Annotated in this window: 21 protein-coding genes; 6 read left to right on the plus strand and 15 right to left on the minus strand. The window is 38.8% G+C overall.

Annotated elements, in window-relative coordinates; translation table 11 throughout:
• Positions 1-49: 49 nt before the first annotated feature.
• Genes cdd through bshC form a run of 5 tightly spaced genes read left to right on the plus strand, consistent with a single transcriptional unit; the run spans position 50 to position 4,914 of the window.
• Positions 50-451 (plus strand): cytidine deaminase, encoded by a 402-nt coding sequence (gene cdd / locus HZB59_06320; GenBank protein MBI5021033.1) that lies wholly within the window; start codon positions 50-52, stop codon positions 449-451.
• Between the two features lie 5 nt (positions 452-456).
• Positions 457-1,035, plus strand: coding sequence for a thymidine kinase (locus HZB59_06325; protein ID MBI5021034.1), 579 nt, complete (start codon positions 457-459; stop codon positions 1,033-1,035).
• A gap of 7 nt (positions 1,036-1,042) precedes the next feature.
• Positions 1,043-2,392, plus strand: a complete 1,350-nt coding sequence (locus tag HZB59_06330) for a NupC/NupG family nucleoside CNT transporter (protein ID MBI5021035.1) — start codon at positions 1,043-1,045, stop codon at positions 2,390-2,392.
• Positions 2,389-3,210 carry a purine-nucleoside phosphorylase gene (locus HZB59_06335; protein MBI5021036.1) on the plus strand — a complete coding sequence of 274 codons (822 nt, stop codon included), beginning with the start codon at positions 2,389-2,391 and terminating at the stop codon, positions 3,208-3,210. Before HZB59_06330 ends, HZB59_06335 begins: the two co-directional genes overlap by 4 nt.
• Before the next feature lie 54 nt (positions 3,211-3,264).
• A complete protein-coding gene (gene bshC, locus HZB59_06340; protein MBI5021037.1) occupies positions 3,265-4,914 on the plus strand; it encodes a bacillithiol biosynthesis cysteine-adding enzyme BshC in 1,650 nt (549 codons plus the stop codon).
• A 595-nt stretch (positions 4,915-5,509) separates the two neighbouring features.
• On the opposite strand, the gene HZB59_06345 is transcribed toward bshC, so the two are convergent.
• From HZB59_06345 to HZB59_06410, 14 genes are all read right to left on the minus strand, one after another.
• Positions 5,510-7,783, minus strand: a complete 2,274-nt coding sequence (locus tag HZB59_06345) for a polyribonucleotide nucleotidyltransferase (GenBank protein MBI5021038.1) — start codon at positions 7,781-7,783, stop codon at positions 5,510-5,512.
• Between the two features lie 42 nt (positions 7,784-7,825).
• The gene (gene rpsO, locus HZB59_06350) at positions 7,826-8,095 is read right to left on the minus strand and encodes a 30S ribosomal protein S15 (GenBank protein ID MBI5021039.1); all 270 of its coding nucleotides are present in this window, start codon (positions 8,093-8,095) and stop codon (positions 7,826-7,828) included.
• Between the two features lie 16 nt (positions 8,096-8,111).
• Positions 8,112-9,050: a bifunctional riboflavin kinase/FAD synthetase gene (locus tag HZB59_06355; protein MBI5021040.1), complete on the minus strand. Its 939-nt coding sequence runs from the start codon at positions 9,048-9,050 to the stop codon at positions 8,112-8,114.
• Entirely contained in the window at positions 9,047-9,409 is a 363-nt protein-coding gene (rbfA, locus tag HZB59_06360) for a 30S ribosome-binding factor RbfA (GenBank protein MBI5021041.1), read from the minus strand. The genes HZB59_06355 and rbfA overlap by 4 nt, the downstream gene beginning before the upstream one ends.
• Positions 9,409-12,189, minus strand: a complete 2,781-nt coding sequence (gene infB, locus HZB59_06365) for a translation initiation factor IF-2 (GenBank protein ID MBI5021042.1) — start codon at positions 12,187-12,189, stop codon at positions 9,409-9,411. Before infB ends, rbfA begins: the two co-directional genes overlap by 1 nt.
• A gap of 25 nt (positions 12,190-12,214) precedes the next feature.
• Positions 12,215-13,582 (minus strand): transcription termination/antitermination protein NusA, encoded by a 1,368-nt coding sequence (nusA, locus tag HZB59_06370; GenBank protein ID MBI5021043.1) that lies wholly within the window; start codon positions 13,580-13,582, stop codon positions 12,215-12,217.
• A gap of 36 nt (positions 13,583-13,618) precedes the next feature.
• A complete protein-coding gene (locus HZB59_06375) occupies positions 13,619-14,071 on the minus strand; it encodes a ribosome maturation factor RimP (GenBank protein MBI5021044.1) in 453 nt (150 codons plus the stop codon).
• Positions 14,072-14,210: 139 nt separating this feature from the next.
• The gene (locus tag HZB59_06380) at positions 14,211-14,597 is read right to left on the minus strand and encodes an acyl-CoA thioesterase (protein ID MBI5021045.1); all 387 of its coding nucleotides are present in this window, start codon (positions 14,595-14,597) and stop codon (positions 14,211-14,213) included.
• A gap of 65 nt (positions 14,598-14,662) precedes the next feature.
• Positions 14,663-15,700 (minus strand): low-specificity L-threonine aldolase, encoded by a 1,038-nt coding sequence (gene ltaE, locus HZB59_06385; GenBank protein ID MBI5021046.1) that lies wholly within the window; start codon positions 15,698-15,700, stop codon positions 14,663-14,665.
• Complete coding sequence (gene lnt / locus HZB59_06390) at positions 15,687-17,309, minus strand: apolipoprotein N-acyltransferase (protein MBI5021047.1); 1,623 nt, start codon at positions 17,307-17,309, stop codon at positions 15,687-15,689. Before lnt (HZB59_06390) ends, ltaE begins: the two co-directional genes overlap by 14 nt.
• A 14-nt stretch (positions 17,310-17,323) precedes the next feature.
• Positions 17,324-17,830, minus strand: a complete 507-nt coding sequence (locus tag HZB59_06395; protein MBI5021048.1) for a phosphatase PAP2 family protein — start codon at positions 17,828-17,830, stop codon at positions 17,324-17,326.
• A gap of 90 nt (positions 17,831-17,920) precedes the next feature.
• Complete coding sequence (locus tag HZB59_06400; protein MBI5021049.1) at positions 17,921-18,523, minus strand: DedA family protein; 603 nt, start codon at positions 18,521-18,523, stop codon at positions 17,921-17,923.
• Between the two features lie 24 nt (positions 18,524-18,547).
• Positions 18,548-19,027: a 2-C-methyl-D-erythritol 2,4-cyclodiphosphate synthase gene (locus HZB59_06405; GenBank protein ID MBI5021050.1), complete on the minus strand. Its 480-nt coding sequence runs from the start codon at positions 19,025-19,027 to the stop codon at positions 18,548-18,550.
• A 4-nt stretch (positions 19,028-19,031) separates the two neighbouring features.
• Positions 19,032-19,307, minus strand: coding sequence for an acylphosphatase (locus tag HZB59_06410; protein MBI5021051.1), 276 nt, complete (start codon positions 19,305-19,307; stop codon positions 19,032-19,034).
• Between the two features lie 149 nt (positions 19,308-19,456).
• Here HZB59_06410 and HZB59_06415 point away from each other — a divergent pair, with 149 nt between their 5' ends.
• Positions 19,457-20,929 (plus strand): PAS domain S-box protein, encoded by a 1,473-nt coding sequence (locus HZB59_06415; protein MBI5021052.1) that lies wholly within the window; start codon positions 19,457-19,459, stop codon positions 20,927-20,929.
• On the opposite strand, the gene lnt (HZB59_06420) is transcribed toward HZB59_06415, so the two are convergent.
• The gene (lnt, locus tag HZB59_06420) at positions 20,910-22,565 is read right to left on the minus strand and encodes an apolipoprotein N-acyltransferase (GenBank protein ID MBI5021053.1); all 1,656 of its coding nucleotides are present in this window, start codon (positions 22,563-22,565) and stop codon (positions 20,910-20,912) included. The two genes, HZB59_06415 and lnt (HZB59_06420), sit on opposite strands and share 20 nt — an antisense overlap.
• Positions 22,566-22,622: the final 57 nt, after the last annotated feature.

Raw genomic sequence — 22,622 nt, forward strand, 5'->3', positions numbered from 1 at the left:
TCCACATTTTTTCTATATTTCGCCTACTTTTAACATTTGAAGGTAATCATTGAATTATAAAAATCTTGTAAAGAAAGCCGAAGCCGCACAGAAACATTCGCATGCTCCATATTCGAATCTTCGTGTGGGAGCGGCATTGTTAACATCGTCAAACAAAATTTATACAGGATGCAATATTGAAAATAGTTCATTCAGCTTAACCATTTGCGCCGAACGAACCGCGATCTTCAAGGCAATCTCAAACGGTGAAAGAAAGTTTAAAGCTATTGCGATAAATTCTGATAAAATTGAATTTATTCCACCTTGCGGTGCTTGCCGACAGGTTTTGCTGGATTTAGCAGGAGACATCGATATAGTTTTATCCAATAGAAAAGGAAAGATAACAGTAACTAAACTTAACATTTTATTACCCGCATCTTTTAATAACTCAATTTTTAAACAAAAAAAATAATTGCAATGGAAGTCGTAACTCTACACAATATGCCACAAAACACCGGATGGATTGAAGTTGTTTGTGGATGCATGTACAGCGGCAAAACCGAAGAATTGATTCGCCGATTGCGTCGTGCTCAGATAGCTAAACAAAAAGTATTGATCTTTAAACCCAAAATTGATAATAGGTATAGTTCTAATCAAATTGTATCGCACAGCGAGCAATCTTTACCTTCAATTGTCGTCGATAATCCATCTGAAATACTTAATCTATCCAAAGATGCTCAAGTAATTGGTATAGATGAAGGACAATTTTTTTCTCCCGACTTGGTTGAGGTTTGCGAAGAGTTGGCAAATGCCGGTAGACGCGTTATTGTTGCCGGACTTGATCAAGATTATCGCGGAAGGCCATTTGAACCAATACCAAAATTATTGGCTGTCGCTGAGTATATAACCAAGACTCTTGCGATATGTATGCAATGTGGCAATCCAGCTGATCGTACACAAAGAACGACAGAACAGCATGAATTAGTAGTTGTTGGAGCACGCGGCGTATACGAAGCCCGATGTCGTAAATGTTTCGTTCCACCAACCACTGATTGAATTAACCATGGATACATCAACTGTAGTACGCGGACTGATAGGGATAATTATAATCATTGGAATTGCATTTTTGTTTTCCAATAACAAAAAGAGAATAAATTGGAAATTAGTCGCTTCAGGTTTAGGGATACAAATTATTTTTGCGATTTTGATTATTCTACATGAACCTTTAACCGCATTCTTCTATCCTCTTGGTTTACCGAAACTTATTATTGATTGGTTAGGAACTGCTGTTGTGAGTTTATTGGGTTTTACAATTGAAGGCGCTAAATTTGTTTTCGGAAATTTAGCAGTCAACTATGGTCCGGAAAGCTTGGGGTTCTTTTTTGCTTTTCAAGTTCTCCCAACTATCATTTTTGTTTCTTCACTCACATCTGTTTTATATTATCTCGGTATTTTACAGCGTGTTGTCCAAGGAATGGCATGGATAATGGCTAAATTAATGGGTACAAGCGGAGCAGAATCTTTATCGAATACAGGAAATATTTTCGTCGGTCAAACCGAAGCTCCCCTTTTGATACGCCCTTACATAGCAACAATGACTCAATCGGAATTGCTAACAATTATGGTCGGTGGAATGGCAACAATCGCAGGTGGCGTCATGGCAGCATATATTCAGATGCTCGGACAATCGTTCGCAGCAATTCAAGGGACAGACATCGCTACCGCTCAGCTAACATTCGCAGTCAAATTATTAGCTGCCAGTGTCATGGCTGCACCTGCTTCTTTAGCCATATCAAAAATAATTTATCCAGAGGTTGGAGATCCCCTCACCAAGGGTACAGTAAAATTAAAGATTGAGCAAAACTCATCCAATGTCATCGAGGCTGCAGCAACAGGGGCTTCCGATGGGCTTCAATTAGCATTGAATGTCGGCGGTATGTTATTGGCATTCATTGCTTTCATAGCGTTGCTTAATTATCTGCTTTTACAATTCGGCGACATAACTGGAATCAATTCTTATCTGATGTCGACGATTAAACAACCATTAAGCATGCAAGTTGTTTTTGGAACCATATTACAATATCTGGCATTCGCCATCGGAGTTCCTTGGAACGATTCATTTATCTTTGGCAGTTTATTAGGAACAAAAGTAGTGTTGAATGAATTTGTTGCATACCTTGATCTCGCTACTTTCATTAAACAGGGTGTAATGTCTGATAAAGGTATCACGATGGCGACATTCGCCCTCTGTGGATTTGCAAACTTTTCATCAATTGCTATTCAAATTGGTGGCATCAGTCCAATGGCACCGGAGAGAAAAAAAGATTTGGCATCATTAGGACTTAGGGCAGTAGTCGGAGGCACATTGTCAACCCTCTTAACTGCAACAATAGCAGGAATTTTATTGGGATGAAAAAAACTCGAACAAAATCGTTAGAAGATCATCTAAAAGAATCTGTTAAAGCAATTAGAACTCAAGTAAAACTTAAACCTAAAATTGCTATTATTCTCGGATCTGGTTTGGGAGAGTTTGCTGAAACAATCTCATCTCCGACCATCATCGACACTCATACCATTCCTCATTACCCTCTTTCTTCAGTGGAAGGACATAAAGGGAGACTGATATTTGGGAAAATTGGCAAGGCGGCACTTTTAGCATTTCAGGGTAGAGTACATTTTTATGAAACTGGAAATATAGAAACAATTTTATATCCCATCCGGGTTGCACTTGCTTTAGGTATTAAAACATTAATTGTAACAAATGCTGCAGGTGGTATAAACAATCGATTTACACCCGGTGATCTAATGTTGATTACAGACCATCTGAATTTAACATTTCAAAATCCATTAGGTAGTAAGTCGTCGCCACAGCGTAACCGTGCATTATACGATATCGATATGCAAAGGACCATTAACGAGGTTGCGAGATCGGCTGGCATTCATTTGCAATCCGGAATCTACTGTGGCCTTAAAGGTCCAAGTTATGAGACGGCATCCGAAGTCAGGATGATTTGCAAGTTGGGAGCAGACGCCGTTGGGATGTCTACTGTGAATGAAGTCTCCCTCGCAGTCAGTTTGGGAATGCGAGTTGCCGGATTTTCGTGCATTACGAACTTATCCACTGGGATATCAGATAAAAAACTTTCACATCAGGAAGTGACAGAAGTTGCAGACCGGGTGAAACATACATTCAGTAGATTGATAACCGGTGTTGTAGAAGCAGTCGGTTAAACTTTAATATCATCAAAATAGACTTTTTTAAACTATTGATTTCAATTTATCTTTATGGAAACCTCAGCATTTATCAATACATCGGAGCTTCCTAGAAGCGAATCCGGACTCACCCGGTTATACCAAGATTATATAAACGATTTCGATAAATTAAAGTCATTTTATCAATTTGATTACCGTAATATAAAATGTGATGAAAGTTTTACAACGCACCTGAATCAGCGATGTAAACATCGACAACTACTGGTGGATGTTTTACTTGAACAAAATCTTTCCGCGGGTGCAGGTCAGTTTACGGTAGATAATATCAAGCTATTGGGTGATGATAATACTTTTTCAATTGTAACCGGACAGCAAGTCGGATTACTCACGGGTCCGGTCTATACGATTTATAAAACCATTACAGCGATAAAGCTCGCACGTGAATTAAGTATTCAAAATCCGCAATTCAAATTCGTTCCTGTATTTTGGTTGGAAGGCGAGGATCACGATTTCGATGAAGTCAATAAAATCGGGATCATCAATCACGAACAGGTTTTACAGATTGTTGCATATCTGTCTTCAATCAAAGGTACCGGAAAGAATTACGGACCGGTCGGTGAAATTACATTCGATCAAAATATAGATCAATTCTTTGAAGCGATTAAAAACAATATTGGCAATTCGGAATTTAAAACAGCGTTGTTAGAACTGATTCAAAGATGTTATAAACCGGGTTCATCGTTCAATCAGGCATTTATCGCTTTGATGCATTATTTCTTTCAAGATGATGGTCTAATTTTTATTTCATCTTACAATAAACAATTTAAACAGCTCCTCTCCCCTGTTTTCCAAAAAGAGATAACCGAATTCCCTAAAGTGTCTCAGTTAATCATTCAGCAAAGCGCGGAGCTTGAAGAGCAATATCACGCACAGATAAAGACTAAGGCATTGAATCTCTTTTATTTTTTCAAGAATGGAAGATATTTTATTGAGCCGCGCGAAACAGATTTCAGCTTGAAGGGGACAAGACATTTCATCTCAAAAGACGACATGTTGAAAATAGCAACTGATTATCCTGAGTTATTGAGTCCCAATGTGGCTCTAAGACCTATCTGTCAGGATTTACTGTTGCCGACATTCGCTTATGTCGCTGGACCCTCTGAAGTTGCGTATTTTGCTCAACTGAAAAAAGTATATCAATATTTCGGTCTCACAATGCCTGTAATTTATCCGAGAGCCAGCGTGACGATTATTGAAGATAAATTTGAACGGGTAATGGACAAATATCAATTAGACCTTATTGAATTTTTCGGTAATCCGGATAAGATTAATTCAAAGGTTATCGATATAGTTTCCGAAGTCAATATTGATGAAATGTTTCAGGAAGCTGATAAAAAAATAAACGATCTTACGAACGAGATGAAGTTTGGATTAAATTACATCGATCCGACATTACTTGGAACGCTTCAGAATACGAAAGATAAAATAGAACAACAGCTTATCGTGTTAAAAGGAAAAGTCTCGGAGGCACATAATCGTAAGCATGATACAGCGCTCAAACAGATCAGCAAAATAACTAACAGTATTTTCCCGAACCGCAACTTCCAGGAGAGGGAATTAAATATTATCCATTTTATGAATAAACATGGATTGGATTTTGTGAAATCTTTAAAGAGTGAAGTTGTGATCGATCAATTCAAACATCAAATTATTAAAGTGTAGTAGCGGGTCACCGATCCGCGTTGCTGATAATCAAATTTACCGATCTCCGGTAATCATTATCTTTTCTTTATATAAATTTGGAAATTCAGTATCTGACCCCCTATAGTCCCACTTCGCAAGTGGGACATAAATCCGGTTCAATTATTTAACTCCAATTTTCCTTTCCCCCTCGATGGGGGGAAATACAAAAGGGATCGAATTGTTGTAGCCGCGGATTTATTTTTGTTGTCATAAGATAAATGTCTGCGCTGTTGCAATTATCCGCAATCCTCTCGAGTTTAAGCTCTGAGGAGATTGCGGCTACATTTTTTTTTCCAAATAAATGTCCGCGTTGGTTGCCTAAAAGCGCAACCATCCCAAATTAAATCAGGTAAGAGGCGTCGTCCTGAGGACTTGTTCCGAAGGATTGCGGCTACGCTTGGTTTGCAGATTTTGGTTTTTTCACTGATCCTAATTATAACCCCATACAACATCATAAATCAGTTTTAAAGCCATCCTCGACAGAAAGAAATCAATTTTATAATAAGTCTATCAACAAAAAATCCCGTGAAATCTAGATGTACTGATCTCACGGGATTCTTAATAAGTGAAAGTACTAATCGCGATGCGGTCTGCGACCACCGCCTCCGCGATGTCCTCCGCCGTTTCTATCGCCATCACGCCGTGGCGGGCGCGAGTCGCGGCGCTCTTTTTCTTTCTGGGCTTCTGCCTCGGCATCGTAACCGGGCATAAGCGCTTTTCGACTTAGATTTTTTCTTCCCTCATCATCAATCTTTATCAGCTTGACTTCAATCTCGTCTCCAACATTAACAACATCTGTCACTTTATTAACTCGGTTGATATCGAGATGAGAAATATGAACAAGTCCTTCTTTACCCGGTAGGAATTCTACGAATGCTCCAAAATCCATAATCTTGGTAACTTTGCCTTTGTATGTTTTTCCAACTTCGGGCGCTTCTACCAAACTATTGATGATAGCTTGTGCTTTGTTGCTTCCCTCTGAAGAGACTGATGCAATAACGATTGTTCCATCGTCTTCAATGTTGATTTCGGCACCGGTATCTTTTACAATCTGACGGATCATTTTTCCGCCCGGACCGATAACTGTTCCGATCATATCGACAGGAATTTTCATCGTAGTCAATCGCGGAGCGTATTGTGATAATTCTGCCCTGGGTGTGTTTATGGTTTGATCCATTATACCAAGTATATGCAGCCGACCTTCGCGTGCTTGAATCAAAGCGCGTTCGAATACCTCGAATGATATTCCTTGAATTTTGATGTCCATTTGAAGTCCGGTGATTCCATCTTTTGTACCCGCAACTTTGAAATCCATATCTCCAAGAAAATCTTCATTGCCAAGTATATCGCTCAGTATGGCAATGTCGTTTCCTTCTTTTATCAAACCCATCGCGATTCCGGCTACAGATTTTTTAAGCGGAATGCCTGCATCCATCAGCGAGAGAGTACCGGCACAAACTGTTGCCATTGACGACGATCCGTTTGATTCTAGAATATCTGACACTATTCTGATCGTATATGGGAAATCGGTCTCGGATGGAATTAGATTTTTTAAAGATCTTTCGGCAAGGTTACCATGCCCAACTTCACGTCTTCCGGTTCCTGTCATTCTTCCAACTTCACCGGTTGAGTATGGCGGAAAGTTATAATGAAGCATGAACCGTTTTGTCGATTCCGGAAGTAGACCGTCCAAAATTTGTTCATCCGTTTTTGTGCCGAGCGTGGCAGTGGTTAAACTCTGAGTTTCTCCGCGAGTGAACAAAGCCGACCCGTGAGTTCTCGGTAAAATTCCTATCTCGCAGGTTATGTTACGAATATCTTTAACTCCGCGGCCGTCAAGACGTTTTCCATCTTTCAAAATCATCTTGCGCATCTCTTCATATTCGATATCGTGGAATATTTCTCCGATGAGAGATTCCTTTGATTCGATGAATGCCGCAGGACTTTCATGATGAAGCGCCTTATCGATATCGTCCAGAGTTAGTTGAACTCCAGCAATATCTGTTTTCAAAGTTTCGATGCAAGCTTTTAATATTTCCTCATTCGCTTTGCTTCGATCTTCTTTCATCAGTATCTGATGAGTAACCTGACTTATCTTAGTTCTTGCAATTTTTGAAACCGGTTCGAATAATTCTTTCTTAAGAATATTAACCGGTATCTCGCGTTTTGGCTTATTGCTCTCTTTAACAAGTTCTAACTGAAGGTGACATAAATTTTTAATATTTTCCTGAGCGAAACGCAAAACACCTAACAAATCTTGTTCTAATATTTCTTTCGCTTCACCCTCCACCATTACGATTGAATCGCTCGTACCTGCTACTGTTACATCCAGATCACTTTTCGCGAGTTCGGAAAAGGTTGGGTTGATTATCAATGTTCCATCAACTCTTCCCACTCTCACTTCTGCAACCGGACCTGCGAAAGGTATGTTGCTTATCATAAGTGCTGCCGATGCGCCAACTGCCCCCAGGCAATCTGCGTCGTTTTCAACATCCGATGAAAAGACAGTCAAAACAACCTGCGTCTCCGATTTAAATTCTTCGGGGAACATGGGACGTATGGGCCTGTCGATCAGACGTGCAGATAGGATTTCTTTTTCCGAAGGTCTTCCTTCGCGCTTCAAGAAACCACCCGGAATCTTTCCGGCTGCCGCGGTTCTTTCTCTGTATTCAACCTGCAACGGAAAGAAATCCTGTCCTTCTTTCACATCCATGGAAGCAACTACCGTTGCCAACACCATTGTGTCGCCATATCGCACCATCACGGAGCCATCGGCTTGTTTAGCATACTTCCCTGTTTCCAGTGAGAAAGTACGACCTCCTAATTCAATCTCTTTTTTTATTACCATTTCTATTTCTTCTTTCGAGTTCTCTGTTTATTTTTGTCAAACTTATTTTCTTAATTCCAGTTCCTTCAATATTGTGCGGTATCGCTCAATATTCTTATTCTGGAGATATTCCAGTAACCGGCGTCGCTTTCCAACCATCTTCAGCAATCCGTACCGCGAATGATTATCTTTCACGTTCGCTGCGAAGTGCGAGGAGAGTTCGTTAATTCTTGTTGTAAGAATCGCGATCTGAACCTCGGGTGATCCTGAATCGGTCGGCGTCTTGCCGTATTTTGTCATGAGCTCCTGTTTTTTTTCTTTTGTCAGTGGCATATATTTCTCCTTTCCACTAAAGTATCTGTGACGCAGCCGCGTAGCTCTGACACTCGCTGCGATCACTCTGTAATTGATTGATTAAATTTTCTTTCGTTTTAAAAACTTTTTCTTCTCTTATCCATTTCAGGAAATTGATCTTAATATTTTTACCGTAAAGATCGCTTTTGAAATCGAAAAGATTTACTTCCAGATATTTTTCATCGGCCTTCTGAAATGTGGGCCTATATCCGATATTCATCATACCGATAAACTTATTATTTTCCAACTCTGCCGATACACAATAAACCCCATCCCTGGGAACTATTTTGAATTCGGATGAGAGTTTAATATTTGCGGTCGGGAAACCGAGGGTCGCACCACGCCTGTCTCCTGATATTACAATTCCTTTCATAAAATAAGGAATACCGAGATAAAGTGCCGCCCTATCGACCAATCCTTCCTTCAATAAATTTCTAATTTTTGTACTGCTAACGATGTCGTTATCTATCGAAGTGGGGGAAACAACTTCAACATTAAAACTATATTCTTTACCTAACTTTTCCAAATCAGATATATTCGAATTTCTATCTTTCCCGAAAGAATGGTCATACCCGACTATCACGTCGGTTACATTTGCGTTTGGGAGAATATGATTTCGATAGAATTCACGGGATGTCTGTTGAGAAAATTCATACGTGAATTTCAACACTAAAACGTTATCGACACCGAGTTCTTGCATTATCGCTATTCGCTCATCGAGAGTGGTTAGTAATCCCACTTTTCCCCGACCAACAACTTCTTTTGGATGAGGATCGAATGTAACAACAATACTTTGTCCATCGTTTTGTTTCGCTTTATTCAAAACACGCTTCAGTATTGCGCGGTGACCTTCGTGAACACCGTCATAGGTTCCAATGGTAACAACACTTTTTTTTCCCGATTGCAATTCGTTTGTAGAAGCAATTACATTCATTGCCCGTCTTTATGTTCCTCTTTTTCGTGTATCTGTTTCAATAATTTATCTATCTTTTCAACACGATCGAGAGTCTCATCCATGTAGAGCTGAATTGCCGGAGTAAACTTCAAACTAAGATGAGAACCGATGACTGATCGTAACTGGCCTTTGTTATCCTCGAGCATTCTGAACGTGGCATCTTTAATTTTTTCAGATCCCATTATACTGATATATATTTTAGCTATTCTAATATCGGGTGTAACTATAACTTCGGTAACCGTTATCAATCCGTAAGCCGGATCGCGATACTCTCGCGTGATGAAAGAACCGATTTCTTCTTTTATTAATGAAGCAACTTTGTCAGTTCGTAACGTCATTATGCTCCTAATTTCCTCATAGTTTCAACAACTTTATAACCTTCGATAATATCTCCAACTTTGATATCGTTAAAACCGTCTAGCCCTATGCCGCATTCAAAACCGGATTCGACTTCTCTCACGTCGTCTTTGAATCGTTTCAATGATGAAAGTCCTCCTTCAAACATTACAATTCCATCTCTCACCAAGCGCACTTTATTTCCACGGGCTATTTTGCCATCTTGCACAAAACAACCGGCTATTGTTCCCATCTTTGGAACTTTGAATATATCCCGGACTTCGATAGTGGCAGTTATTTCTTCTTTCTTTTCGGGCGCTAATAAACCTTCGAGTGCCTTCTTTACATCATCTATAGCATCGTAAATAATGTTGTAAAGACGTATATCAACATTCTCCTGCTCAGCGAGCCGGCGAGCGTTAATATTCGGTCGCACATGGAATCCTATAATCACAGCTCCTGAAGCTGCCGCTAATAAAACATCGGATTCAGTGATTGTGCCAACAGCCCGATGGATAACACTTACACGGACTTCTGAGTGAAATATTTTCATCAATGAATCTGCAAGTGCACCAACAGATCCATCTACGTCTCCTTTGACAACAACCTTCAACTCTTTTATTTGACCATCTTTAATTTTCTGTGATAGATCATCGAGCGTTACACTTCTTATCAGGCGGAAGTCTTGTTCACGTTTCAACTGCTGTCTGCGCAAACTTATTTCGCGAGCTTCGCGGTCACTATCAACGACTATTAAACTATCGCCAGCTTGCGGAACGCCATCGAATCCGAGTACCTGAACAGGTGTTGACGGACCGGCGCTATCTACACGGTGTCCGCGTTCATCATACATAGCACGTACACGTCCGCTTTGTATTCCCGATACAAAAGGATCGCCGATCATTAATTTTCCTTTTTGAACCAAAATAGTTGCAACGGTACCTTTTCCTTTATCAACCTGTGCTTCTATAACAGCTCCGCGCGCTTCACGATTTGGATTTGCTTTCAGATTCAAAACATCCGATTCGAGTGCTATCTTTTCGAGCAACAAATCTACGTTTTTACCTGTACGTGCTGATAACTCAACGCACTGATATTTTCCACCCCACTCCTCGATCAAAACATTTTTATCAGAAAGTTGTTGCCTTATTCGGTCTGCATTTGCGTCGGCTTTATCCATTTTATTAATAGCAATAATAATCGGAACGTTCGCCGCTTGCGAATGGCTGATTGCCTCAACCGTCTGTGGCATAACATTATCATCTGCCGCTACAACAAGAACAACAATGTCTGTTAATTGAGCGCCACGTGCACGCATTGCCGTGAATGCTTCGTGACCAGGAGTATCAAGAAATGTGATACTTTTGGTTTCGCTCAACGAAACCATGTATGCACCAATATGCTGCGTAATTCCTCCAGCTTCACCGGCAACTACATTCGCTTGTCTAATATAATCGAGCAACGAGGTTTTACCATGATCAACATGTCCCATGATGGTAACTACAGGCGGTCTCGGTTCAAGCTCAGCTTCTTCATCCGGAATATCTACAACAGCATCTTCTGTAAGTTCAGAGAAAAATTTCACTTCAAAACCGAATTCATCAGCGACGAGCGTTATTGTGTCTTTATCAAGCCTCTGATTAATCGAAACCATGATTCCGAGTTCGATACATTTTTTAATTACATCTGCAACCGACACACCCATAAGATTCGACAGTTCGCTGACCGAAACAAATTCGGTAACGCGGAGGATGGATGCTTCGAGCGCCTGTTCATCTCTCTGACGCTGTTCTTCAATCAATCGTTTTTCTTTTCGCTTTTTCTTAAAAGATGCGCGGGTAATAACCGGAGCACTCTCGTCCATCTCTGCCAAGGTTCTTTTAATAGCCTCGTCAACTTCTTCCTGATCCACTTCCCGATATTTCAACTTGCGCTTTTTCTTCGCTTTACGCAGTAATTCGTCTTCTTCTTTCTCTTTGACTACAACTGCAGGTTCAGCTTTGATACGCTTTTTCTTTTTCTTCTTTTTCTTTGCTTCATCGGTCTTTGATGCAGCTTCCTGTTCAGGTTTTGTGGTTCCTTCCAGAATATCGGTTGTACGCTTGACCTCGGCAAGGTCAATTTTGCCTTTTATCTTCAGTCCCATTTTAGGTGTCAAACGTCTCATGATTTCATGAGTCTTTTTCTCTTTGACAACTTCTTTCGGTCCTTCTTCCGCAGGTGCCGGAGATTGAGGAATAATTTCTTCGGTTGTAAGAATTTCTTCTTCAAGGACCTCGGTTACTTCAGCAGCTTCAGAAACTTCTGATGTTGATTCAACTCTTTGTTCCGACAATATTCCAACATCTGCCGATGTTTCTTCTTGTTTTATTTTTTGATCTTCGGATAGTGGTACTTCTACCGGAATAGCGATCTGAGTTGGTACAGTCTCTACAATCGTTGTTTCTGCAATCGGTGTTACAGGTTCTTCTTTGGTTTCTGTAACCTTCTTGCGTTTGATAAGTTTTGATTTTTGAACTTCGAGTTGTTCGCTTGTTTTCGTATCTGCTTTTTTCTTCGCGTCGCGAATAGTTTGAATTTTTTTCTGATGCTTATCAGCGACTTCCTTATCCTTTTTGAAATGCGAAAGAATATCATGCATCATGAGATCGTCAACCAAGCTCATGTGGCTTTTGACTTCATGCCCTCTTTTTTTCAAATACTCCATCAATGTCTCGTGCGAGATATTGATTTCTTTCGCTATTTGATAAATCTTTTTCTTTGGATGCGATTTTTCAGTCATAGAGTTCGCTTTTTAGCTTTCGTCTTTAATCGTTCGCTTTACTTTCATTTTTTTCTTCTACTACTGAATCGTCTTCTTTAGAAACTTCCTTGGATTCAATAGTTTCTTCTTTTGTTGACACAGATTCGCCGGAGTATTCATTCTCAGCTTCTTCGTCTACTTCTGCATCTTCCAATTCGCGATTCATCATTTCTTTTATTGCGCGAATTCGATCTTCAGTTAAACCTTCAATCTCGAGTAGCGCATCTATATTCGCTTCGATTACACTTCGGGCTGTTGTGAATCCTTCGTCAACAAGTCGTTCATAGAGCGGAATTGTCAACTCTTCTCTGAATTCAGCCAAGTCCATATCGTATTCTTCTTCGGCACCCTCTTTAATCAAATCGATTTGAAATCCGGTTAACTGCGAAGCCAATCTGATGTTTTGACCGTTTCTACCTATTGCCAGGGAAGCCTGATCTTTATCGACCATGACTGTGGCTATTTTTTTTGAATCATCAACAACAATACTTTTAATTTTCGCAGGTGCCAGAGCTCTGGTAATGTAGGTTGTCGAATTATCGGAATAATTGATCACATCTATATTTTCATTGTTCAATTCACGGACAATCGCGTGAATACGAACTCCTTTCATACCTACGCAAGCGCCAACGGCATCAATGCGATCATCGTGCGATTCAACCGCAACCTTTGAACGATCGCCAGGTTCACGAACTACCGCTTTGATTTCTATGATTCCATCGTATATTTCCGGAATTTCTGTCTCGAATAATTTCGATAGAAATTTCGGATCAGCACGAGAAATAATTACCATTGGAGTAGCCGTATCTTTCCGCACTTCTTTTATGATTGCCCTGATTGTATCGCCTTTGCGGTACCGTTCTTTGGCAATCTGTTCGTTCTTTGGAAGATATAATTCATTGCGATTATGGTTGATGAGAATTTCACCCTTGCGAACCTGATATATTTCCCCAACAATGATCTCACCGATTGTATTGCTATACTCACCGTATACAACCTCTTTCTCTATTTCTTTAATTCTCTGACTTAAATTTTGTTTAGCACTTACCACAAGCCGCCTGCCGAAATCTTTCAGGTCAATAACCTCAACAAAATCATCTCCTATTTCAAGCGGTTCGTCTGTTTTCTTGCGGACAGTTTCTAAATCGATTTCGGTGCTAGGATTCGTTATTTTGTCAACAATCACTTTTTCAAGATAAATTTCGATGTCACCCTTATCCATATTGACCACAACATCGAAGCGGGCATCCAATCCGTACTTTTTTTTCACCATCATCGAGAATACATCTTCGATGACACTTGCCAGCATATCTTTGTCGATCCGTTTCTCTCGAACCATTTGAGAAAATGATTCAACTATTTCGTAATTCATGCTTCATCCTTGATTCTAATTTATATCTAATTTCTGTTACCACGGAGTCTCAACAATCGCTTCAACAATAGAAGAGAATTTTATATTTCTTTCTTCGGTATCATTGAACTCGATTATTACTTCTTCATCACAAACGGTTGATAATACTCCTTTGATATTTTCTTTTTTATCAGCATTTATTATTTTAAGGTTGAGTGTTCGTCCGATATTTTTTCGATATTGTCTTAAATATTTCAAAGGTCTATCAAGCCCGGGTGAAGATATCACCAAATTATATCGGGATGTAAAAATATTTTCGGTATCTATCAACTTCGAAAGATCACGGCTAATACCTGCACACATTTCTGTGGTTACGCCCTGATCTGTATCAAGATAGATTTGTAAATTTTTTCCATCTTTACCGCCTTGGATTTCAATATCAATCAAGAAAGCACCACTACCTGCAATAATCGGCTCAATAAGCTCCCTTATTCTATCAATGACTGACACTTCTAACCTTTTTATTTCTCTATGGTTATGGCTCTTTTCGTTCAAAAAAAAAGTCCCATTAGGTGGGACTTTCTAGAAGAGAGCATACCAAATATAACAACTCTCGATGCCAATAGCAAGAAATTTAAAAAAATAGTTTTTAGGCGTTTTCTTCTTGAAACTCGATAGAATTTTGTTCAAATTCCTTTAGTTTATCGCGAAATCGATCATTGACCCTTTTCGATTTGCCAGTAAGTTGATCTAACCAAACATGAACTGATATGTTTTCGGCGATTTTGACATTCGATACAGATTTTTTGATGAGTCCTTCGAAAGCAAAACTTGAATTTTTAATATATTTGATCCGCGTGTAAACTTTTAGTGAATCATCAAACTGAGCCGGTGAATAGTAATTAATTTCATTTCTGACTATAACAACTTTCGATGCACCATTAATTTGTTCCGCGGTTACATCAATTTCGATTCGCTTGAGATATTCAATCCGGCCAATCTCAAAATATTGAAGATATATGGCATTATGAAATATATTTTGCCAATCGACTTCTTAATTCCTTACACGGAGATCGATAATATGTTTAAATAATTCATTATTCATGAAGGATCAAAGATTGATTGAAATATTTTTGCCGCCTCCATAACTTGATTTTTATCAACATCAAGATGCATGACAGCACGAACTGATGAATCACGTTCCGGTGTGAGCAATATTCCTTTTTCTTTCAACAGCTTCAACACTTGAGATTGAGTTTTTCCTGTTTCACTTATATCTACGATGACCATGTTAGTTTGAATATTCTCAGGAGTGATCTTGAGCTTTTGTATCTTTGATAATTCTTTAGAAAACATTTTTGCATTTTCGTGATCAATCGAAAGTCGGTCGATATTATTTTCTACAGCATACATCGCCGCTGCCGCAAGAATGCCAACCTGCCTCATCCCTCCACCAAATATTTTTCTGTACCTGCGCGCTTTCTCAATCACCTGATGGGAACCGATGATCATTGAACCGATTGGAGCACCTAAAGCTTTTGAAAAGCAAACTGAAATTGAATCGAAATACTTCGCATAATCACGAACGTGAATTTTAGATGCAACAGAGGCATTCCATAATCTCGCTCCATCCAAATGCATCTTTATATTTTGTTCGGCTGCAACATCATATACCTTTTTTATCTCATCAATCGGAATTACCGATCCCGCACTTCTGCCATGTGTGTTTTCAATACAGATTAATTTTGTAGGCGGTAAATAATATACCGCCGGTCTTATAGCTTTTTTTATTTGTTCCGCTGTTATAACACCGTTATCGCCACGCAACGGTAACATTTGAACACCAGCTAAAAGCGATGGTGCCGCGGTTTCATAAACGAATATATGAGAATCTTCCTCCACAATTATTTCGTCTCCCGGTTGTGTATGCAGCTGAATACAAATTTCGTTTCCCATTGTTCCGCTGGGAACAAATAATGCAGCATCTTTCTCGAACATCGAGGCAATTTTGTTCTGGAGTTTATTTACGGTTGGATCTTCACCGTAAACATCGTCGCCAACTTCCGCATCCATCATCGCGCGCCTCATAGCCTCTGATGGCTTCGTTACAGTATCGCTTCTAAGATCAATGTATTCCATGATAATCTCTGCTTCTTAAAGTTTTATAAAATTTGCCGCTGATTGCCGCCATTACGAAAAATAAACTTAGCATTACACACATTTCAGCAAGCCAATCTCCATATTCAGTATAAAAAGTTATTTCTTTACTTGCTTTAACATTTTGTGAGAGTATTGTTTTAGTGTACAAATCTGATTGCTGCACGATAGTCCCGTACGCATCAATAAAACATGATATACCACCGTTCGCGCACTGCACAACCCATCTTCTATTTTCGACAGCCCGCATGATGGCAATTTGTTTATGTTGGTAGGCACCGGAAGTATTTCCCCACCAACTATCGTTTGTTATGACAGTCAAGAATTCTGCTCCATTTTTAACAAATGTGCGCACAAAAGTTGGAAAAACAGATTCATAGCAAATAAGGTTTGAAAATTTTACGATTCTCCCATTTCGGAGATTAATTTCAAAAACAGTTGTATCTCTCCCATGACCCCATCCACCTAGTCCGAAATTCCATTCCATGATATCTAAGAAACTTAGTTCCTCCGAAAACGGTACTCTTTCTGCAAAAGGAACTAGAACAATTTTTGAATATTTTTGAATATTGCTCTCATGGGGTGACAGCAATATAGAACTATTGAACGAATCATATCTCTCACCGCTTTTGGATATTTTACTGCTTTGGGGAAAATGATCAGTCGGAGAGTAATAAGCGATATCAGGAATACCCGCTAATAGATGGATATCAAGGTAATCAACTGTTCGTTTTAACTGATTTAAATAATAAATATTTTGCGGCTGCAGAATATAAAATGGAATAGCTGTCTCGGGCCATAAAACTAAATCGGGATGAATAGATCGAATATCCTTCGTCTGGTCCTGTAAGATTTCAAACGGAACTGTAGGATCGCCAGTCCATTTTTCAAATGTATCAATGTTTGGTTGTATTACAGAAATTGAAACATTATTATTTTCTATTGATGGTTTCCCATCAAGAAGAATAATTCCATAAATTTTCGGAATGAAGTACATGATTAGTATTGTTGCTATTAACAACATACTCCTTTTTTCAGAAATGTTCCATTCTTTCAAAAATAATTTTACAAACAGGAGGAATATCAGAACATTGATCCATAGTATCCAAAAAGATATGCCATACGCACCGGTGATAGATGCCATTTGAACAACAGATAAATCGTATGTTTGCGTGTTCCCGATGGTAAGCCAAGGAAATCCTAAATCTCCTATTCCGTGAAGATATTCGAATCCGACCCAAATAAATGGGAAAGTATATATCGAGATTTTAAAACCAAATTGTTTACGTATGAATAACCATACAAAAACAGGAACAATAAAAAATAGCGGGTGACCGATAATCAGCAACAATCCCGCTACCATCATGTACCAATCTTTCAAGTGAACAAAGCCGCCAGCCCAATATGTAGTAATCAGATTGAAAATGAAAATTGTGAAATAAGTGTAGCGAAATGTGGAACCGTAATTTTCAAGTGTGCTGAGAAGCAGGAAGAAAGGAACGAATGCTATCAACACGGCTACACCTGTCGGTACCGGAGGGAATGATAATCCCAATAACAATCCGGATAATAATCCCAAAAATAATTTCATTTTTCTGTTTTCGCTCACGACCTAAGATCCAAAAATGGATAGCGGTGAGAAACATGGTTCCAAGTTTTAATTAAAATTAGTGCGCAGAATGCACCGAGTAAACCTCCGAATAGTATATCTGAAGGATAATGTACGCCAACAAAAACTCGCGACATTGCCATCAATATTCCATAAGAAAATGCAACCCATTTCCATTTAGGATAATAATATGAAATAAGTGTGGCAAACGCGATATTGTTTGTGGCATGACCAGATGGAAAAGAATAACCGCCACCACATCCAACCAATAAATGAACAGTTTCAACAACAGGAACACCATTTATTTTTTGACACGGGCGTATTTTTTCAAAATAATTTTTTAAAATATTTGCACTTAATTGATCTGTTATAATAATTAATATGATTAATAAAAGAGCAACTGTTCTTCCGCGCTTACCCCCCAACCAAAAAAGCAATAACCAAAGAGTGATTGCTATCCCTCTTCCTATCCAACTAAGGTTCCAATCTGTAATCGGTGGCATGATGAAATCGAAAAATGGATTTGATAAGGTTTGATTAAAGAAACAAAATAACCACTTATCAATGGAATATAAATAATCGATCATTTTGAATTATTTCTTTTTTTTTAGGAAGAAATATCGTCCTGCGCTTAATGCCCCGATCAGAACAATAACTATCGTTACAGCTATACTATATGTCTTCAATAAATCACCAACCTGTTCCCAGTGTTGACCGAGTGAGTAGCCTGCATAAACAAGTATTGCATACCAGAACACCGAACTAATTAACGAAAGAACGGTTGTTCGTTTAAACTCGAGCTCTGACACACCCGCGAAAAAAGAAACAACAGCCCTTGTGCCTGAGAGAAACCGGTTACCGATAATTAACCAGAATCCCCACTTTTGGAACCATCGTTCAAATCTATGCAAATCATCCAGTTTTATGAATTTTATTTTCCCCGTTTCTAAAATCGAGTGACCGAACCATTTACCAATCGCGTACATAACCATAAAACCTAATGTGCCGCCAAATGCACCTGCGAGAAATGCGAAAACAAAGTTTCCCTGTTCCATCCCTGCCAATGCACCGCCGAACACAACAAGTATATCGCTTGGTGCGGGAGGAAATATATTTTCGATGAAGGCAACGACAAATATTGTTAAATAGATCCAAGCCGGATCAAGCTTCGCTATTGTTTGTATTAATTCTTCCAAAGTAATTTCTATCTTTTATAATTATTAAATTCCGCGAATGGAAACCACAGAATATGCCGCAGCCCCTTCACCCAATCCAATGAATCCCAATTCTTCATTCGTGGTAGCTTTTACAGAGACCTGGTTCACATAGATTCCTAAACAATCGGCAATATTCTCCCGCATCTTTTTGATATACGGAGCAACTTTCGGTTGCTGAAGTAGAATTGTCGAATCGATATTGACGATCTCGTAATTATTAGATCTTATTAATCCTCCCACATGACGCAAAAGGACAATGCTTGAAACATCCTTAAATCGATTATCGGTGTCCGGAAAATGTTTTCCAATATCTCCCAGTGCAGCAGCACCCAGCAGAGCATCGGCAATTGCATGACAGAGAACATCCGCATCGGAATGCCCGAGTAAACCTTTAATAAACGGTATTTCAACTCCCCCCAAAATCAATTTACGGTTGATTATCATCTTGTGCACATCATAACCAAAACCAACTCGAATATCCATTATTTCACTTTTTCTCGAATGATGTATGATTTAAATCTGAATTTATTATTTGAATTTGCACATCAGTCACTTTTGATGCTCTGGGGCCGATCTTCACCATCTGAATTAGCTCTTCAACTAATGACCTATTTCCCGAAACTTCAATTTCAACATTACCGTTAGAAAGGTTCCGTACGTATCCTTTTAATCCTAATCCAATCGCACGTTGGTAGACAAAGTAACGAAATCCGACACCTTGCACCATCCCTCTAACGATCATATGCACTTGATGTTCATTCATTTATTTTCCGACTAAAAAAAATACGAGGAAATTGCATTAAAGTCAAACATGAATCCTTTTAATATGAACATACCGATTTGATTATTGCAGAAATGTGAAGTATATTTTGATAGAATTTTCTATAACCCGAATATATTTTTAAATCATAAATGGCAAAAACTGTCAATCTAAATCATTCTAAAGATAACGCTCCGTTGCATGATGACGTGCGATATCTTCTCAACGCTCTACCCGATATCATTTACGTGATTTCACGGGATGGTAAAATTCTGGAAGGTAACGATGCAGGAATCAATTTATTGAAGAATAACGATACTCCGATTCTTTCGATGCATTTTCGTGATTATTTGCCTCCTGCATCTCAAGAACAATTCGCTCAAATACTGAGCCGTTGTTCACAAACGTCTGAGCGACAAAGATTAGAAACTACGTTAGCAATAAAGAATAATAATATTCTGGATGTGGAGTTATTTTTCAGCACGCTGAATGTACTTAACCATAAGTATTCCGATTGTTATCTGGTTGTTGCACGTGACATTTCAGCACAAAAAAAACAAGAACTCGATCTGCTACGATTCACGAATTTAGCTCACTTCACCGTAAATCCGATTGAGATAACGGATCAGCACGGCAATATCATATATGTCAACCCTGCTTTCGAACAAGCCAGCGGTTATTCAAAAGATGAATTGGTCGGAAAAAATCCTAACATTTTCAGCAGCCGCAAGCATCCGAAAAGCTTTTGGCACAAGATGTGGCAAACTATATCGTCCGGAAAAGTATGGGTAGGAGAAGTTGAGAACCTAAAACGGAACGGAGATCCATTCTACACACAGATTCTCGTCTCGCCAATCATCCACCCTGACGGAGAGTTGGTGGGATATTTTGGAATTCATCGCGATATATCTGACCAAAAATATCTTGAGCAACAATTAATTCATGCGCAAAAAATGGAGAGTATCGGAATGCTTGCCGCCGGATTGGCGCACGAGGTTGGTAATCCGTTAGCGTCAATATCTTCTCTTGTTCAAATCATCCAGCGAACCAGCGAAGATGAATTCACACAAGAGAAACTTGAACTTATTAAAAGTCAGGTAAATAGAATTTCAAGAATAATCCGTGACCTTGTAGATTATTCTCGTCGGTCAACATACGAAGTACAATTGACAGATGTAAATAAGACCATACGCGATGCTATTGAAATTGTAAAGGTAAGTAAAAAAGCAAAAGAGATAACAATAAATTCAAAACTTGAAGATAATCTGCCTCCTCTGATGCTTGTCCCTGATCAGATTGAACAAGTATTTATCAATCTGCTGCTGAATGCCGTGGACGCTTTACAGGGAGTAATACCTACTATGGAAAATAAAAAACAGATTTATGTTCATTCTACTTTAAGCGAAGACTCTCTCGTCGTCACTGTTGAAGATAGCGGAAAGGGTATTAAGCAAGACGATTTGTCTAAAATCTTCGAGCCATTTTTTACAACCAAGAAAGTTGGCGAAGGAACAGGATTGGGTTTGTGGGTTAGTTACGGAATAATAAAAAGCTTTAGAGGTGAAATCCGGGTGAAGAGTCATGAAAATGTAGGTACAACCTTTACTATCTACCTGCCGATATAGATCCGCGATCTCGCTTTCTCCGATTGATTATTAAACTTATGCACGATATTGCGAATAAGAAAAGGAAAATATACCAGCAACCTCTTCCAAGCATGTCACCATGAGCCGTGAAATAAGTTATTTCATTTCTTAACTCAACCGAGTTTACCAGAATTGTTGCCTCACCGATATCCGTGAAGGAGATCATTCTTCCAAACGGATCGATGAAAGAAGATATTCCACCATTGTTACATCTCACCAACCATCGTCTGTTTTCAATTGCTCTGAATATATCGAATTGCAAATGCTGGTACGGACCGGATGTTCTTCCCCACCAATTATCATTCGTAAGCACAACAAGAAATTGAGATCCCTTCTGCACGAATCTGGATACGAATTCCGGAAATACTGATTCAAAGCATATCATGACTGAAAATTTTACGTCTGCCATATTCTTCGGACAGAAAACAAAGACAGTCGTATCCACTCCTTTTCCGTATCCGGACGTTCCAAAATTCCAACGGATAAAATCGAGATTTAGAAAACTCAGTTCTTCTGCCCAAGGGATTCTTTCAGCAAAAGGTACGAGTAACATTTTATCATATTTTTGAATAACTTCATTGTGAGGTTCCAGTAATACCGCAGAATTGAATACGTCGTACCTTTGACCTCCCTCAGTATATTTGCTGCTACGAGGCGCCATTGAGATGTCTTTGTACAAAGTCCAATCTGTAACACCGGTAAATAAATTTATGTTAATCGAATCTACCTGATTTTTAATACGATTGTAAATATCATAATTCGCGGGAAATAATAAATATTTAGGTACGGCAGTTTCGGGCCAAAGAATCAAATCAACATTTTCGCTTGCGGCTTGGTTCGATAGGTGCTGCAATATATTTATTTGTTTGTCTAAATCACCGAACCATTTCTCATATGAGTTGATGTTCGGCTGTATGACACCGATCTTGATCTTTTCATATTTCCCATCATATACTTCGCTATTGTTTTTTAATATCGTGTAACCGTAGAATTTCGGAATAAAATATATTATGAGAATCATTAAAATAAATAATAAAGATTTAAGTGAGAACCAAAGCCATTCTTTATTTAATATTTTTGATAAAAAATAAAATGATATGATGTTAATCGATATTATCCAGAATGAAACACCGTATACACCGGTAAATGACGCGAATTGAACAGCCGCTAAATCGTAACTTTGCGTGTGCCCTAATGATAACCAAGGAAATCCGATTTCAAGTCTAGTTAAAATGTACTCCCACCCAACCCAAATGAATGGAAATGTTATGAGAGAGATATTTCTGCCGAATTGTTTTTTAATAAAATAATGTAAACTGATCAAAATAGAGAACCATAATGGGCAAACGATTAGCAACGCCACACCCGTTATCAGAAGATAAATATCTTTATGGATGTGAAAAGCTCCGACCCAATAAAGAGTGATGATTGAGAAAATAAAAAATGCGATGAAGCTGAAAAAGAATGTTTCGCGAAAAGTTTTTGAATTATCTATTCCAATTAAAAACGGAATAAAAACCACGAACGCCAACCAACCGAATTGGAATGGCGGATAAGCTATTCCCAGACAGATTCCAAATATCAATGTAAGCGCTATTTTGATTTTGATACTCATATACGTTACTTCAATTTATTATCTTCGGAATTAATTGATGTATAAAAGATAAGCATT

Source organism: Ignavibacteriales bacterium, assembly GCA_016214905.1.
Lineage (GTDB): Bacteria > Bacteroidota > Ignavibacteria > UBA10030 > SZUA-254 > PNNN01.

Excerpts from the sequence above, each read along its gene's own strand:
- HZB59_06325 (MBI5021034.1), top strand. The coding sequence starts at position 457 with ATGGAAGTCGTAACTCTACACAATATGCCACAAAACACCGGATGGATT.
- HZB59_06330 (MBI5021035.1), top strand. The coding sequence starts at position 1,043 with ATGGATACATCAACTGTAGTACGCGGACTGATAGGGATAATTATAATC.
- HZB59_06335 (MBI5021036.1), top strand. The coding sequence starts at position 2,389 with ATGAAAAAAACTCGAACAAAATCGTTAGAAGATCATCTAAAAGAATCT.
- bshC (MBI5021037.1), top strand. The coding sequence starts at position 3,265 with ATGGAAACCTCAGCATTTATCAATACATCGGAGCTTCCTAGAAGCGAA.
- HZB59_06345 (MBI5021038.1), bottom strand. The coding sequence starts at position 7,783 with ATGGTAATAAAAAAAGAGATTGAATTAGGAGGTCGTACTTTCTCACTG.
- rpsO (MBI5021039.1), bottom strand. The coding sequence starts at position 8,095 with ATGCCACTGACAAAAGAAAAAAAACAGGAGCTCATGACAAAATACGGC.
- HZB59_06355 (MBI5021040.1), bottom strand. The coding sequence starts at position 9,050 with ATGAATGTAATTGCTTCTACAAACGAATTGCAATCGGGAAAAAAAAGT.
- rbfA (MBI5021041.1), bottom strand. The coding sequence starts at position 9,409 with ATGACGTTACGAACTGACAAAGTTGCTTCATTAATAAAAGAAGAAATC.
- infB (MBI5021042.1), bottom strand. The coding sequence starts at position 12,189 with ATGACTGAAAAATCGCATCCAAAGAAAAAGATTTATCAAATAGCGAAA.
- nusA (MBI5021043.1), bottom strand. The coding sequence starts at position 13,582 with ATGAATTACGAAATAGTTGAATCATTTTCTCAAATGGTTCGAGAGAAA.
- ltaE (MBI5021046.1), bottom strand. The coding sequence starts at position 15,700 with ATGGAATACATTGATCTTAGAAGCGATACTGTAACGAAGCCATCAGAG.
- lnt (MBI5021047.1), bottom strand. The coding sequence starts at position 17,309 with ATGAAATTATTTTTGGGATTATTATCCGGATTGTTATTGGGATTATCA.
- HZB59_06395 (MBI5021048.1), bottom strand. The coding sequence starts at position 17,830 with ATGCCACCGATTACAGATTGGAACCTTAGTTGGATAGGAAGAGGGATA.
- HZB59_06405 (MBI5021050.1), bottom strand. The coding sequence starts at position 19,027 with ATGGATATTCGAGTTGGTTTTGGTTATGATGTGCACAAGATGATAATC.
- HZB59_06410 (MBI5021051.1), bottom strand. The coding sequence starts at position 19,307 with ATGAATGAACATCAAGTGCATATGATCGTTAGAGGGATGGTGCAAGGT.
- HZB59_06415 (MBI5021052.1), top strand. The coding sequence starts at position 19,457 with ATGGCAAAAACTGTCAATCTAAATCATTCTAAAGATAACGCTCCGTTG.
- lnt (MBI5021053.1), bottom strand. The coding sequence starts at position 22,565 with ATGAGTATCAAAATCAAAATAGCGCTTACATTGATATTTGGAATCTGT.